Origin of the sequence: Marinobacter sp. bablab_jr003 (assembly GCF_016464245.1) — a bacterium.
GTDB classification, from domain to species: Bacteria; Pseudomonadota; Gammaproteobacteria; order Pseudomonadales; family Oleiphilaceae; genus Marinobacter; species Marinobacter vinifirmus.
The window spans coordinates 76,573-90,834 of record NZ_JADARC010000039.1; the positions used below are offsets into that span (position 1 = coordinate 76,573).

Annotated in this window: 12 protein-coding genes; 9 read left to right on the plus strand and 3 right to left on the minus strand. The window is 59.4% G+C overall.

The annotated features are described in order from the left end of the window. The first annotated feature begins 27 nt into the window (after positions 1 to 27). The gene (locus H3Z84_RS04525; protein ID WP_022987860.1) at positions 28 to 231 is read left to right on the plus strand and encodes a DUF2892 domain-containing protein; all 204 of its coding nucleotides are present in this window, start codon (positions 28 to 30) and stop codon (positions 229 to 231) included. 81 nt (positions 232 to 312) lie between these two features. Next, positions 313 to 1,491: an alpha-hydroxy acid oxidase gene (locus H3Z84_RS04530; protein ID WP_199456593.1), complete on the plus strand. Its 1,179-nt coding sequence runs from the start codon at positions 313 to 315 to the stop codon at positions 1,489 to 1,491. A 6-nt stretch (positions 1,492 to 1,497) separates the two neighbouring features. On the opposite strand, the gene ubiT is transcribed toward H3Z84_RS04530, so the two are convergent. The 3 genes from ubiT to H3Z84_RS04545 form a co-directional block, all read right to left on the minus strand. Beyond that, on the minus strand, positions 1,498 to 1,995 hold the full coding sequence (ubiT, locus tag H3Z84_RS04535; protein ID WP_199456595.1) for a ubiquinone anaerobic biosynthesis accessory factor UbiT: 498 nt from the start codon (positions 1,993 to 1,995) through the stop codon (positions 1,498 to 1,500). Between the two features lie 68 nt (positions 1,996 to 2,063). After that, the gene (narL, locus tag H3Z84_RS04540; RefSeq protein ID WP_199456597.1) at positions 2,064 to 2,723 is read right to left on the minus strand and encodes a two-component system response regulator NarL; all 660 of its coding nucleotides are present in this window, start codon (positions 2,721 to 2,723) and stop codon (positions 2,064 to 2,066) included. Between the two features lie 29 nt (positions 2,724 to 2,752). Beyond that, positions 2,753 to 4,609: a histidine kinase gene (locus H3Z84_RS04545; protein WP_199456599.1), complete on the minus strand. Its 1,857-nt coding sequence runs from the start codon at positions 4,607 to 4,609 to the stop codon at positions 2,753 to 2,755. 188 nt (positions 4,610 to 4,797) lie between these two features. Here H3Z84_RS04545 and H3Z84_RS04550 point away from each other — a divergent pair, with 188 nt between their 5' ends. The 7 genes from H3Z84_RS04550 to H3Z84_RS04580 all read left to right on the plus strand — a co-directional run bounded on the left by H3Z84_RS04550 (position 4,798) and on the right by H3Z84_RS04580 (position 14,239). After that, complete coding sequence (locus H3Z84_RS04550; protein WP_199456600.1) at positions 4,798 to 6,051, plus strand: MFS transporter; 1,254 nt, start codon at positions 4,798 to 4,800, stop codon at positions 6,049 to 6,051. A gap of 119 nt (positions 6,052 to 6,170) precedes the next feature. Then, complete coding sequence (locus H3Z84_RS04555) at positions 6,171 to 6,920, plus strand: Crp/Fnr family transcriptional regulator (RefSeq protein ID WP_199456601.1); 750 nt, start codon at positions 6,171 to 6,173, stop codon at positions 6,918 to 6,920. A gap of 84 nt (positions 6,921 to 7,004) precedes the next feature. Then, complete coding sequence (nosR, locus tag H3Z84_RS04560) at positions 7,005 to 9,170, plus strand: transcriptional regulator NosR (protein ID WP_199456602.1); 2,166 nt, start codon at positions 7,005 to 7,007, stop codon at positions 9,168 to 9,170. A gap of 82 nt (positions 9,171 to 9,252) precedes the next feature. Further along, a complete protein-coding gene (gene nosZ, locus H3Z84_RS04565) occupies positions 9,253 to 11,148 on the plus strand; it encodes a TAT-dependent nitrous-oxide reductase (protein WP_199456603.1) in 1,896 nt (631 codons plus the stop codon). Positions 11,149 to 11,214: 66 nt separating this feature from the next. Further along, complete coding sequence (locus H3Z84_RS04570) at positions 11,215 to 12,483, plus strand: nitrous oxide reductase family maturation protein NosD (protein ID WP_199456604.1); 1,269 nt, start codon at positions 11,215 to 11,217, stop codon at positions 12,481 to 12,483. Further along, complete coding sequence (locus tag H3Z84_RS04575; RefSeq protein WP_199456605.1) at positions 12,480 to 13,412, plus strand: ABC transporter ATP-binding protein; 933 nt, start codon at positions 12,480 to 12,482, stop codon at positions 13,410 to 13,412. Before H3Z84_RS04570 ends, H3Z84_RS04575 begins: the two co-directional genes overlap by 4 nt. Further along, complete coding sequence (locus tag H3Z84_RS04580) at positions 13,409 to 14,239, plus strand: ABC transporter permease (protein ID WP_199456607.1); 831 nt, start codon at positions 13,409 to 13,411, stop codon at positions 14,237 to 14,239. Before H3Z84_RS04575 ends, H3Z84_RS04580 begins: the two co-directional genes overlap by 4 nt. Positions 14,240 to 14,262 lie beyond the last annotated feature (23 nt).

Here is a 14,262-nt window from a genome sequence, read left to right on the forward strand (position 1 = left end):
AATTCAAGTTTCTTCAGGAGGTTTGCTATGACAATCAACGAAGGACTCCGCCTGATGGCAGGCGTGTTCACCCTGATTTCCATACTGCTCGCCCACTATGTGAGCCCCTACTGGCTGCTGTTCACCGGCTTTATTGCCTTGAACCTGATTCAGTCATCGTTCACCAAGTGGTGCCCGGCTATGATGATCCTCAAGAAAATGGGGTTGAAGGAGGAAAAGCCGGTTAACTGACTGGTTGTTTTGGCAGGCTTGCGCTCGCGAACGCGGTTATAGAGAATTCCGTAGCAAACACAATAAAAACAGGAGTTTTCCATGCTGGCTCCGGCCTCCGTTGATGATTACCGGCTGCTTGCAAGGCGCCGCTTACCCCGCATGCTGTTTGATTACCTGGATGGCGGCGCCTTTTCTGAATCCACCCAGCGCGCAAACCGTGAGGCCTTTGGCCAATGGCATTTCCGGCAGCGGGTCATGCAGGATGTCTCGGCGGTTGATACTTCCTCCACGTTACTGGGCCAGCCGGTGTCATTGCCACTGGGCCTGGCGCCCATGGGCCTGGCCGGTATGCTGGCGACCCGGGGCGAAACCCAGGCTGCCCGGGCCGCGGGCCAGTCAGGAATACCTTTCTGCCTGAGTACGGTGTCTATCTGTTCTGTTGAGGAAGTGGCCGAGGCTGCGCCGGAGACAGACCGCTGGTTCCAGCTTTATGTCCTGAAGGACCGAAACTTCTCCGCAGACCTGCTGCGCCGGGCCTGGCAGGCCGGTTATCGGGTGCTGGTGTTTACCGTCGACCTGGCCCGCTTGGGGCTGAGATACCGGGATGTCCGTAACGGTATGAACGGCGGGCTGTCTGCCGTTGGCAAGCTGCGCAAGGCAGCGGACCTGTTGGGCCATCCGCGCTGGCTGTCCCGTGTTGCTCTTGGCGGCAAGCCGCTGACCTTCGGAAACCTGGCCAGTGTGGTGCCCTCCGGGCGTAAACCTGAGGACTTCAAGGCCTGGGTCGAAAGTCAGTTTGATCCATCGGTTACCTGGAAAGACCTGGATTGGGTGCGGGAAAACTGGCCGGGCAAGCTGGTGATCAAGGGCGTGATGGAGCCGGAGGACGCCCGCTCGGCGGTGGCGGTCGGGGCCGACGCCATTGTGGTATCAAATCATGGTGGTCGTCAGCTGGACGGCGCGCCGGCTTCACTGAGCGCCTTGCCCGCCATGGTGGATGCAGTGGCCGGGGAATGCCAGGTGCTGGTGGATGGTGGTGTTCAGACCGGCCAGGATGTTGTCCGGGCATTGTGCCTGGGGGCTAGTGGTTGCCTGATAGGGCGCCCCTGGGGCTATGCCCTGGCGGCCGGTGGTCAGGCGGCTGTTGAAAACCTGCTGACCAATATCCGGTATGAAACCGAGCTGACACTTTCGCTGATGGGCAAAACGGCGCTTGATCAGTTGTCCCGGTCAGACCTTTTGTCGCTGGACGAGCTGCAGGCGCTTAGCCGCGCCTGAGCTTGTTCAGGACTTGGTGAAGAGCAGTTTCCGTGGGCTGAAATCCCATTCCAGGCTGTCCAGCAGGTTTTTCAGGGCCAGCCCCAGTTCGGTGTCGCCTTCAATCACCAGGCGGCGCTGGAAAAACAGCTGGTCCGGGTCCTGCTTGCGCTCGGCGAGGGTTTTGAACGCGGCCAGGGAGCCACGGATGGTGGCTTCGCCCGGGCCGTCGACAATGCGCAAACGCCCGGCCCAGAAACCGAAGGTTATCCCGGGGTGGCCGCCGTTTACTTCCAGCCGGATTCGCCGGCCCTCGAAGTCATCAAATTCCCCCTCGGCCATGGCCTCGGCAAACAGCCGGTTAAGCGGAGCTTCCGCGACCAGCTGTTTGAAAGGCATGGGGATTGACCGGTCGATGGTGCCCAGGGCCGGTGCCGGCGAGGGCAGGAACTCTTTCAGCACCGCCAGGGATTGATCCAGCAAGGGGCTGTGCAGGGCAGCAATGGGGGGTAGCGAAAAGGCCATGGTTTACTCCGGGCGGTCAGAAACCCGCCCAGAGTAAAGCAAAAAACCCGGGGGTGATTTGATATAACTCAGCCCTTGTGCAGGCCTTCTTCCACAGCCCACACCGCTACCTCTACCCGGGAGCGCAGGCTCAGTTTTTTGAGCAGGTGTTTTACGTGGACTTTCACTGTGCCATCGCTGATGTCGAGTTTGCGGCCGATCATCTTGTTGGACAGGCCTTCGGCGATCAGTTTCAGGATGTCCTTTTCGCGTGGGGTCAGGCTGTCGAAATCCGGGCGCGAGGCCTGTTGCGGCTTGTTGGAGCGCAGGGCTTCGGCCAGCAGGGTGGTCAGCCGGTCGCTGATCACCATTTTGCCAACGGCTGCCTGGTGCAGCTGGGCGATCATGTCTTCCGGTTCCATGTCCTTGAGCAGATAGCCATCAGCGCCGGCGCGCAGGGCGGCAACCACGTCGTCTTCCTGGTCTGAAACGGTGAACATGATAATGCGGGAGCTGATGTTCTGGGCCCTGAGCCTTTTCAGGGCTTCAATGCCGTCCATCTCCGGCATGTTCAGGTCCATCAGGATCAGGTCGGGCTCTATCTCGGTTGCCATCCGGATGCCGTCGGCGGCGTTGCTGGCTTCGCCGACAACTTCCATATCCTGTTCCATGCTGATCAATTGCTTGATGCCCTGGCGCAGCAAGGGATGATCGTCTATCAGCAGGATACTTGCGGGTGTTTCAGACATATTCTTTCTCGTTTAAGGCATTTGTCGGTTCAGGCGGTTGATGACTGCACGGCAATCAGGTTCCGGCTTTTGGGAACGAATGTTAACTCAACTTCCACGCCGCCTTCCTCCCGGTTTTTCACTTCTACGGTTCCGCCCAGAGTCCTGGCCCGGTCCTGCATGATCACCATGCCGTAGTGGTTCACGGGTTGTCCGCCTCCGGGCAGGCCTTTGCCGTTATCCCTGATACGGGCACAGACTCTGGGAGATTCAAATACGACCTCTACAGCAATGTCGGTGGCATCGGCATGCTTGACGGCATTGGCCAGGCCTTCCCGGATAATCTGCAGGGTGTGGATCTCTTCGTTGGGCGACAGGGTCTGGGGCGGCAGGTTGTACTCCAGTGCCACCGGCCGGCCCAGCCGTTCAGAGAACTCATCGATGGTTTTGCTCAGGGCACTGGCCAGGTCCGGTGTATCCAGTTTCAGGCGGAAGGTGGCCAGCAGTTCCCGCAACTGGCGGTAGGCACTGTTCAGGCCGGTGCTGAGTTCGTCCAGGATCTCGCTGTGCAGTTTTTCCTGGTCACCGCTGATATTGAGCCGGCGCAGCCGTGTTACCTGCATTTTCAGGTAAGACAGGGACTGGGCCAGGGAGTCGTGCAGTTCCCGGGCGATGACGGTGCGCTCCTCAGCCAGGGTTTGTTGCTGCTCTTCGGTAATCTGGCGTTCCAGGAATATGGCCGTGGCCAGCTGGTCGGTCATGGTTTCCAGCAGTCGGCGTGACATATCCGGCAAGCCCTTGTCAGCGGGATACCAGACTTCCAGCGTGCCCAGCAACTGGCCCGGGGTGCGGATGGGCAGCAACAGGCGACGGCCGTCGTTGCCTTCCAGTGGCAGGTCGTCGTACACCTCGGGTGTGACCAGGCACGCGTTGCAGTGGTGGTCCCGGCAGTAGAACGGGCGCTTGCTGGTGGCGGTGGTTACCGCCTCGATGGGTTCTGGTGAGCCTTTTTCATGCAGGTACAGGCGGATAGGGCCGATGCCCAGAAGCCGCTCCAGCTCCTGCAGGATTGGAATGGCACCGCTGCACAGGTCGTGGTTGGCGAACAGGCCGCGGCTGGCAACGTGCATGGCCTGCAGGGCGGAGTGGCTGATTTCCAGTTCTTCGGTTTTCCGTTGTACCCGGTTTTCCAGCTCGTAGTAGGTCAGAGCCAGTTCGCTGGTCATCTGGTCAAAGGCCTGGCCCAACCGGGCCAGTTCGTCGTTGCCTTTCAGGTTGGCCTTGTGGGAAAAGTCCTGCTCACCCACGGCAGTGGCAATGTGGATCAGTTTGCGCAGCGGGCGGAGTACCCGGTTTTTCAGGTCCAGGAACAGTGCCATCACAATCAGGATGGAAAAAATCATGCTGATGATCTGGATCAGCAGCAGCAGGTCGATACGGGCTTCCGTGCGTTGCTCCAGCATGGAAACCAGCAGGTCGACTTCGCTGGTGTACTGTTCGATGGACGCCACGATAGCGGGGGTCAGCGGTGTGCCGGCCTCATGCTGCTCGATTTCCGGCTTCAGCCGGGTCAGCCACAACTGCTTGACCTTCTGGTACTGCAGAGCCAGCGGGTGGTCGGTGCTGCGTGGTATGGAGCGCACAATGGCGGAGGTTTCCAGCCGGTTCTGGTAACTGGCTGTCTGGGCTTCGATACTGGCATCGCCGTTGGTCAGGTCTGTAGTGGCGGAGCGGGCTGCAAGCTGGAATGCTGCCATACGCAGGGCGCCGGCCTGGTTGATGGCGGTCGCATTGCCCTCGATGCTGCTGGAAATGCCGAGGGTAGTGGCCATGCTGACGATAGCGGTCAGAACAATAGCGCCGATCGCAACGGCCAGTCGGTTTACCAGCGGGCTTCTGGAAGTCATTCGTAGCAGGTGTTCCGGATAATGGTCATATAAAAGGCAGCTTCGGGCGGATTATGGCTGAAAGCCGCTACTCGGGATACCTCTTTGAGGATAGTCAATTACCCCGATAGTTGGTATCCCATCATAGCTTTTGACCTTGCGCTACGTAAAAGCCGAGACTGAGGATTGGTCTTTTGCAGGGTGAATAAATGCACGCACTTCCGGAACAGGACGACGAAGAACTGGCCTCGCTAGCGGTGGTATTGCCGTTGGCACTGGCAGGCTTTGTGGTGGCTGCCGGCTGCTGGACGCTGTTTGCGGTGGCGGGCGTGCATGTGAAGGCCCAGCTGGCGCTGTCCAGTGTGCAGTTCGGAGTGCTGCTGGCGGCGCCGATGGCGGTCAGCGCACTGCTGGCCATTCCGGCGGGCCTGTGTGCCAGGCGTTTCGGTGCCCGGGCAGTCATGCTGTTTTGCCTTACCGGCCTGGCCTTGTGTATGGCGCTTCTGCTGGTGGCCAACAGTTACCCCGCACACCTGATTGTGGCCGCGGGCCTTGGGCTGGCGGGCGGTTTTTACAGTGCCGGCCTGCATTATGTGACCAGCCATTGCCGGCAAAGGCTGGGGCTGGTTCTCGGAATTTTTGGCGCCGGGGTTACCGGTGCGGCCTTCAACTATTACCTGGTTCCGCTGTTCCACGAGGCCTACTCCTGGCAGGGAGTGCCCCTTGCCTACCTGACTGTGCTGCTGCTGGTGATTGCGTTGGTGCTACTACTCACGGACGCACGCCAGTACGGCGCCGGGGAGGGTGCTCGTTCCACGGGCCGGCCAGTATCCGAGCTGTTGCGTAACGGGCGCTCGCTCCCGCTGTGCCTGTATTTCGGCGTGGTGGCCGGCAGCTTTTTCGCCCTTGCCCTCTGGTTGCCGGACTTTCTCTCTGCCCAGTTCGGCTTGCAACTGGGGGCAGGTGCCCGCATGGCCCAGTGGTTTGTTATTCCCGGCGCGCTGGCCCAGATTGCCGGCGGTGCGCTGTCAGACCGGCTGGGCAGTACCCCGGTGACCGCCCTGGCACTGATTGCCAGCCTGGTCGCCCTGTTTGTGTTGTCCTACCCGCCCATGACCCTGCACATCCGCGGGGTGGAAGGGGATATCGTGGTCAACTTCGCGTTGCCGGTTATCCTGGAACGGGGGTTGGTAATCCTGCTGGGGGTGGCCCTGGGCTGCGCCATGGGCAGTTTGCAGCGGGAGGTCATACTGGCCAACCGGGCCGAGGCCTCGCTGTTTGCCGGCCTGCTGCTGGTGAGCGCTTGCTCCGTGGCCTTCCTGCTGCCCGTGGCCTTTGGTGCCATTAACCAGTGGCTGGGCATCCGCACGGCGGTTTTCATGCTGTTGTTCGGTCTTTTAGGGCTTTGCCTGCTGATGTTTGCGGTAGGCACCCGCCATCGCGTTTATCAATATTTGAGTTAGATCAAATGTCAGGCGGTAATTGCCCGGATACCCCCATCGGGGGAGGGAATTCGGCGTGTCTACCCTCTAGTATTAAAACAATGATTTTGTATGCATGAAAATGCACAGGGGATACACCGATGGCCATGATGCAAGTTGCAGACAACCGATACTCCAAGCCCGTACTGGTAGCCGTAAACCAGACCCTGAGCGAACAGGACGGCGTTGATGCGCTCCGTAACCACACCTTGTTCCGCACTCTGCGAGACGAAGATCTCGACGGGCTGATCCAGCAGTCCCGCCGGCTTCGCCTGGGCCATCACCAGCTGCTGTATCGCCAGGATATGCCGGCTCACCATTTTTTCTTTGTCATCTCCGGCCGGCTGCGGCTGTACCGCCTGGACTCCTCCGGCATCGATCGCACCCTGGACAGCCTTGCGCCCGGTGACTGCTTTGCCGAGGTGATGATCTATGCAGACCCGCCCAAGTACGCCTGCTATGCCGAAGCGCTGAAATCCAGCGAAGTGCTGATGATCCCGGTGAAGGCCTACCAGAATTTGCTCACCCAGCACCCGGAATACGCACAGGCTGCGCTGCGCCACTATGCCCAGCGTGCGGTAACCCGGTTCCATGACCTGGAAATCATGACGGTACAGAGCGCCCGTGACCGCCTGGTGCGCTATCTCATCGATCTGCTGCCGGAGGGAACTCGCAACGGCGGCGAAGTGGAATTGCCGTTGCCCAAGTGCCTGGTAGCCTCCCGCCTTGCCATGCAGCCTGAAACCTTCTCACGGATTCTGGCCGACCTGAAATCCAGCGGGCTGGTGCGGGTTAATCGCAGCCGCCTGTTCATCGCCGACCCCCAGCGGTTGATGGATCTGAGTCTCTGATTCCGGTTGAGGCCCTCGGGCCTCTATGCCCATAGAGGTATTTGATTTTTCAGGAATCTCGTCCACCCTTGTAGTCATTCAAACATGTTTGGGGAATTCTTTGTGATTGCTGTCACCCGGATTGCCTTGTCTTTTTTGCTGTTGTTTCTGGCCAGCGCCGTTTCCGCTCAACCCCTCTCTGAATACGACCCGCTGGCCGGGCGCCAGGTGATCGAGAGAGCCATTTCCGGGGTGACTGATTTCAGCCCGGTTGAGGGTAACCGGGCCGTCCAGGAACTTTATGCCGGGGAAGAGCTGGTGGGCTATGCCTACCAGACGATCGATTTTGTCCAGACTCCGGCCTACTCCGGCAAGCCCCTGAACGCCATGGTGGTGCTGGATACCGACGGGGTGATCAAAGGCTCCAAGGTTATCCACCACGACGAACCGATCCTGCTGATCGGTATTCCCGAGCAAAAAATGCATGACTTCACTGACCAGTACGCCGGGCTGAAAGCAGACCAGCGTGTAACGGTAGGTGGCAAGTCATCCGAGCGCCGTGTGGCGGTAGATGGCCTGTCCGGTGCCACGGTGACCGTGATGGTGATCAACGAAGTGATCATGCGCACCGCCCACCGCGTAGGTGGCGAGCTGGGCCTGATCGAAGTGAATGCAGGCAGCAAGCGCCCGCCGGTAGCGGAAGTAGACACCGAATCGATCCAGGACAAGACCTGGGAAGAATTGACCGGAGATGGTTCCGTTCGCCGGCTGCTGCTGGCCCGCGGTACCGTAGACGACGCTTTCAAGGGCGGCCCCGCTGAAGGTGTGGAAGCTGCCGCACCGGATGAGCGGGATGACCCGCTGATCGACCTGTACGCCACCTATCTGAATGCCCCCACCATCGGCCGCAACCTGCTGGGCGAGAGCCAGTACCAGTGGCTGATGTCCGAGCTGAAAGACGGTGAGCATGCCATCGCGGTGATGGCCAATGGTGAGTACTCCTTCAAAGGTTCCGGCTACGTTCGTGGCGGTATCTTTGACCGGGTGCAGATTCGCCAGTTTGGTGACACCTTCAACTTCCGGGATCTCGACTTTTACCGCCTCAGCGATGTCTATGCCGAGGGCATGCCTGACTTTTCCGAGATGGCCATTTTTATTGCCCGGCAGCAGCATAAGTTTGACCCGGGTACTCCCTGGTCCCTGGAGCTGACGGTCAAGCGCCAGACCGGCCCGCTGGACAGCGAATTCGCGGTATTCCCGCTGGAATACCAGCTGCCGGACCAGTATTACACCCGCGCCGAGCCGGTTCTGACCGAAGAGGAATGGCTGGAAGAACAACCTCTGTGGGTGCAGGTGTGGTACCAGAAAGAGTTCCAGCTGATGGTGCTGGGTGCCGGTATTCTGGTGCTGCTGTTCATCCTGTTCTTCCAGGACTGGCTGGTGCAGAAGCCGAAGATGATGCGCTGGATTCGCCATGGCTTCCTGGTCTACACCCTGTTCTTCATTGGCTGGTATGCACTGGGGCAACTCTCCATTGTGAACGTGCTGACCTTTGTGAACAGCCTGATCAGCGGCTTTACCTGGGAAACCTTCCTGATCGACCCGATGCTGTTCATCCTCTGGTCTGTGGTTGCCGGCATCGTGCTGCTCTGGGGCCGTGCGGTTTACTGCGGCTGGCTGTGCCCGTTCGGTGCCCTGCAGGAGCTGATCAACGAAATTGCCCGCAAGCTGAAGGTGCCCCAGTACACCGTGCCGTTTGCCTGGCATGAGCGGCTGTGGGCGATCAAGTACATCATCCTGCTGGTGCTGTTCGGTGTGTCCCTGGAGTCCATGGCCACCGCTGAGCAGATGGCCGAGGTGGAGCCGTTCAAAACCGCTATCACCCTGCATTTCGACCGTAGCTGGCCGTTTGTGACCTACGCCTCGCTGCTGCTGGTGGTGAATATCTTCACCCGTAAGGTTTACTGCCGTTACCTGTGCCCCCTGGGTGCTGCCCTGGCACTGCCCACCAAGTTGCGGGTATTCGACTGGCTCAAGCGTCGCAAAGAGTGTGGCAACCCCTGTCGCCTCTGCGACAAAGAATGTGAAGTCCAGGCCATCCATCCGGACGGGCATATCAACTACATGGAATGTCACTACTGCCTGGATTGCCAGATGACGTATTTCGATGACCACAAGTGCCCGCCGCTGATTGTGAAGCGCCGTGGCAAGCGCCGTGGTCACAACGCGCCCGGCCACCCGGAAGAAATCCCGGTGGTGCAGGTGAACTGAGTTGTCCCGAGGAGCCAATCATAAGGCCCCGGAAAACCATGAGAAGCAATAACCGCCATAACCAATAACGGAGTTGGATGCTATGAAAAAAAGAGATGATCTGATCAAGGACAAGCAGGAGGCACCGGAAGGCGGCCTGAGCCGTCGTCGCTTTATGGGCGCGGCGGCGCTCGCAGGCGTAGCCGGTGCAACCGGTCTTGGCTCAACCATCATGACCCGTGAATCGTTTGCCGCTGCCGCCAAGGAAGCCAAGAACAAGATTTACATCGAGCCCGGCGAACTGGACGAATACTACGGTTTCTGGAGTGGTGGTCACCAGGGTGAAGTACGTGTTCTGGGCGTGCCGTCCATGCGTGAACTGATGCGGATTCCGGTATTCAACGTGGACCCGGCTACAGGTTGGGGTATCACCAACGAGAGTAAGGAAATTCTTGGCGGCGACCAGCAGTACCTGAACGGCGACTGCCACCACCCGCATATCTCCATGGAAGACGGTCGTTACGATGGTAAGTACCTGTTCATCAACGACAAGGCCAACACCCGGGTAGCCCGTATCCGTCTGGATATCATGAAGACGGACAAGGTCACCTTCATTCCGAACGTGCAGGCGATCCATGGCCTGCGTCTGCAGAAGGTGCCGCGCACCAACTACGTATTCTGCAACGCCGAGTTTGTAATTCCGCAGCCGAACGACGGCACGGATTTCAGCCTGGAAAACAGCTACACCATGTTCACCGCGCTTGATGCAGAAACCATGGAAGTGGCCTGGCAGGTGATTGTGGACGGCAATCTGGATAACACCGATGCTGACTACACCGGCAAGTACGCGGCCTCTACCTGCTACAACTCCGAGCGGGCGCTGGACCTGGCCGGCACCATGCGTAACGACCGCGACTGGGTCGTCGTGTTCAACATCGAGCGTATCGCGGCTGCCGTGAAAGCCGGCAAGTTCAAGACCATCGGCGATTCCGACGTTCCGGTTGTAGACGGACGTGGTAAATCTGAATTTACCCGCTATATTCCGGTACCAAAGAACCCGCACGGTCTGAACACCTCTCCGGATGGCAAGTACTTCATCGCCAACGGCAAGCTGTCTCCGACCGCCTCGGTCATCCAGATCGACAAGCTGGACGACCTGTTCGATGACAAGATCGAGCTGCGTGACACCATCGTAGCCGAGCCGGAGCTGGGTCTCGGGCCCCTGCACACTACCTTCGACGGCCGTGGCAATGCTTACACCACGCTGTTTATCGACAGCCAGGTGTGCAAGTGGAACATTGCCGATGCCATCAAGCACTATAATGGCGACAAGGTGAACTACATCCGCCAGAAGCTGGACGTGCAGTATCAGCCGGGCCATAACCACGCTTCGCTGACCGAGTCTCGTGATGCCGATGGCAAATGGCTGGTGGTTCTGTCCAAGTTCTCCAAGGACCGTTTCCTGCCGGTTGGCCCGCTCCATCCGGAGAACGACCAGCTGATCGATATTTCCGGCGAGGAAATGAAACTGGTTCACGATGGCCCGACTTATGCCGAGCCGCACGACTGTATCCTGGTACGTCGTGACCAGATCAAGACCAAGAAGATCTACGAGCGCAACGACCCCTACTTCGCCAGCTGTCGTGCCCAGGCTGAGAAGGACGGTGTGACTCTGGAATCCGACAACAAGGTGATCCGCGACGGCAACAAGGTGCGTGTTTACATGACCTCCGTTGCGCCGCAGTACGGTATGACCGAATTCAAGGTGAAGGAAGGTGATGAGGTAACGGTGTATGTCACCAACCTGGATACCATCGAAGACGTAACCCACGGCTTCTGTATGGTAAACCACGGTGTTAGCATGGAAATCAGCCCGCAGCAGACAGCGTCTGTTACCTTTACGGCCGGCAAGCCCGGTGTGTACTGGTACTACTGCAACTGGTTCTGCCATGCGCTGCACATGGAAATGGGCGGTCGTATGCTGGTCGAAAAGGCCTGATCACTGCTCCTGGCAAGGAGTCCCGGTTTCGGGGCTCCTGCCTTCACCTTTTTCTGAGAACATTTGATGTACCAGATTCTGCGTTATGGGGTGGCCCTGTCAGTCGCTCTCTTATCGCTTGCCGCTCATGCGAACCTGCAACAGCAGCTTGATAACCTGGAACCGGGTTCGGCCATCGAACTTCCTCCCGAAACACTTTCGCCACTGGCTGTCAGGGTGCCGGGTGTTACTGTGTCCTGCGCGCCAGACACTGTGATTGATGGCGGGGGCAAGGGCAACGCTGTGCATATCCTGGCCGAGGAAGTCACTTTATCCGGCTGCACGGTGCGCAACTGGGGCAAGGACCTGAACGAACTGGACGCGGGCATTTTTGTCGCCCGGGAAGCCAGGGGATCCACCATCGAGAACAACCAGCTGCAGGGGCCGGCTTTCGGCATCTGGCTGGATGCGACACCGGATGTGACGGTGCGCAACAACCGAATTCGAGGCGATATCAGCCTGCGGTCCCAGGACCGGGGCAACGGTATCCACCTGTTCAATACCACCGGGGCGCTGATTGAAGACAACGACATCAGCCAGACCCGTGATGCCATCTACATCGAAACCGCCAATAACAACAAGATCCTCAACAATGTGATGACGGATCTGCGGTATGGCATCCACTACATGTATTCCATGAACAACCTGCTGGAAGGCAACCTTACCCGGGGTACCCGCACCGGCTATGCCCTGATGCAGAGCAAGCGCCTGACCGTTATCAACAACCGCTCGGAAGACGACCAGAACTACGGAATCCTGATGAACTTCATCACCAACTCCACCTTGCGGGGTAACGTGGTGAAGGGCGTGTCTGAAGGTCAGACCGGTGACGTGATGATTACCGGGGGCGAAGGCAAGGCGGTGTTTATCTACAACTCCCTGTATAACACCTTCGAAGGCAACCTGTTTGCCGATAGCAACATCGGCATTCACCTGACCGCCGGCTCGGAAGACAACGAAGTTTTCGACAACGCCTTCGTGAACAACGAGCGCCAGGTCAAGTATGTGGCCACCCGCACCCAGTCCTGGGCCAAAGAGGGCAAAGGCAATTTCTGGAGTGACTACCTGGGCTGGGACCGCAACCAGGACGGTCTGGGCGATGTCCCCTATGAGCCCAACGACAACGTGGACCGGCTGCTGTGGAAATACCCGGAAGCCAAGGTGCTGATGTTCAGCCCCGCGGTCGACACCCTGCGCTGGGTGCAGGATGCCTTCCCAGTAGTGAAATCTGCCGGTGTGAGTGACCCCCATCCGCTGATGCGAATTCCCGAGTACCTGGAATCGGAGATCCGATGAGCTGTTTTCGACTTGAGAACGTCAGCCACCGTTACGACAAGGCGACGGTGCTGCACGGTGTAGACCTGCGGCTGGAACCGGGAGAAATTCTCGGCCTGTTCGGCCACAACGGGGCTGGCAAGACCACCTCGATCAAACTGATACTGGGGCTGATGAAGCCTACCGAAGGTAAAGTGTCAGTCCTCGATGGCGAGGCCGGCGACCCGAGCGTGACCCAGCATATTGGCTACTTGCCGGAGAACGTGATGTTCTACCCGCAGCTGACCGGCCGGGAAATTCTCAGCCATTTCGCCCGCCTCAAAGGCGCTCCCCTGCACCAGGTGCCGGAGTTGCTGAAGCAGGTGGGCCTTGGTGATGCCATGGACGCCCGCACCAAAACCTACTCCAAGGGCATGCGCCAGCGACTGGGCCTGGCCCAGGCGCTGCTGGGCAAACCCAAGCTGCTGATGCTGGACGAACCCACCGTGGGCCTGGATCCGGTGGCCACCGCAGATCTGTACCGGCTGCTGCGCGACCTGCGCGACGACGGCACCGGCATTGTCCTGTGCTCCCACGTGCTGCCAGGCGTTGAACCCTACATCGACCGCGCCGCCATTCTGACCGAAGGCGCCCTGAAAGCCGCCGGCGACCTGTCATCCCTGAGGCAGCAGGCCAACATGCCGGTTACCCTGAGCCTGTTGCCCAGCAACAGCCTGGCTGCGCTCGAAAAAGTGATTGAGCAGGCAGGGGAGAGCACCGGCCTGATGATGAAAACCGATAACGGACGACTGCAGGTAGACGTGAGGCCCCAGGACAAAATGCCCCTGATCCAGACCCTGATGAACTCCGGAGAAGTAGCCGACCTGGGCATTCACCAGCCCAGCCTTGAAGACATCTACGTGCACTTCATCGGCTCCGGCGGCCTGGCACATCGTGGAGGCAGCCAATGAACGCAATCTGGACCATCGCCCGCAAAGAACTGAGCGACAGCCTGCGTAACCGCTGGCTGGTAGCAATCTCTGTGGTCTTCGCGACCCTGGCACTGGGTATTGCCTGGTTCGGCGCGGCCGCTTCCGGGCAGGTAGGCTACGCCTCCACCCCTGCCACCATCGCCAGCCTGGCCAGCCTGGGTATCTTCCTGATCCCCCTGATCGCCTTGTTGCTGGCCTACGATGCCATCGTCGGTGAGGAAGAAGGCGGCACCTTGTTGCTGCTGATGACCTACCCGCTGAGCAAAAGCCAGCTGCTGCTGGGCAAATTCATGGGCCATGGCCTGACCCTGGCCCTCGCCACCCTGATCGGCTTTGGCGTAGCGGGCATTGCCATTGCCGTCCTGGTAGAAGACGTCGGCATCGGCGCCCTGGCCGTGGCCATGGGGCGCTTCATCGGCTCCACTATCCTGCTGGGTTGGGGCTTTATCGCCCTGGCGTACCTGGTCAGCATCCGGGTCAGCGAAAAGCCCGTCGCCGCCGGCATGGCCCTGGCGATCTGGTTCTTCTTTGTCCTGATCTTTGACCTGATGCTGCTGGGCGTCCTGGTGGCCAGCGAAGGCAAACTCAACCCCGAATTACTGCCCTGGCTGCTGATGCTCAACCCCACCGACATCTACCGGTTGCTCAACATCGTCGCCTTCGGCGACAGCAGCCAGCTGAGCGGCGTCCTAAGCCTGGGCTCCGACCTGCCCATCGGCGCCGGCGGCCTGTGGCTCGGCCTGCTGGTATGGTGTGCCGTTCCCCTGGGCGGCGCCCTGTTACTGTTCAAAAACCGAAGAATCTGACCCTCACCGGAGAGCACTGACCC

What these genes read in the sequence shown, in the direction of transcription:
- H3Z84_RS04555 (WP_199456601.1), top strand. Translation starts at nt 6,171, where the DNA reads ATGGCCATGATGCAAGTTGCAGACAACCGATACTCCAAGCCCGTACTG.
- H3Z84_RS04570 (WP_199456604.1), top strand. Translation starts at nt 11,215, where the DNA reads ATGTACCAGATTCTGCGTTATGGGGTGGCCCTGTCAGTCGCTCTCTTA.
- nosZ (WP_199456603.1), top strand. Translation starts at nt 9,253, where the DNA reads ATGAAAAAAAGAGATGATCTGATCAAGGACAAGCAGGAGGCACCGGAA.
- narL (WP_199456597.1), bottom strand. Translation starts at nt 2,723, where the DNA reads ATGTCTGAAACACCCGCAAGTATCCTGCTGATAGACGATCATCCCTTG.
- H3Z84_RS04580 (WP_199456607.1), top strand. Translation starts at nt 13,409, where the DNA reads ATGAACGCAATCTGGACCATCGCCCGCAAAGAACTGAGCGACAGCCTG.
- H3Z84_RS04550 (WP_199456600.1), top strand. Translation starts at nt 4,798, where the DNA reads ATGCACGCACTTCCGGAACAGGACGACGAAGAACTGGCCTCGCTAGCG.
- H3Z84_RS04575 (WP_199456605.1), top strand. Translation starts at nt 12,480, where the DNA reads ATGAGCTGTTTTCGACTTGAGAACGTCAGCCACCGTTACGACAAGGCG.
- ubiT (WP_199456595.1), bottom strand. Translation starts at nt 1,995, where the DNA reads ATGGCCTTTTCGCTACCCCCCATTGCTGCCCTGCACAGCCCCTTGCTG.
- nosR (WP_199456602.1), top strand. Translation starts at nt 7,005, where the DNA reads ATGTTTGGGGAATTCTTTGTGATTGCTGTCACCCGGATTGCCTTGTCT.
- H3Z84_RS04545 (WP_199456599.1), bottom strand. Translation starts at nt 4,609, where the DNA reads ATGACTTCCAGAAGCCCGCTGGTAAACCGACTGGCCGTTGCGATCGGC.
- H3Z84_RS04530 (WP_199456593.1), top strand. Translation starts at nt 313, where the DNA reads ATGCTGGCTCCGGCCTCCGTTGATGATTACCGGCTGCTTGCAAGGCGC.
- H3Z84_RS04525 (WP_022987860.1), top strand. Translation starts at nt 28, where the DNA reads ATGACAATCAACGAAGGACTCCGCCTGATGGCAGGCGTGTTCACCCTG.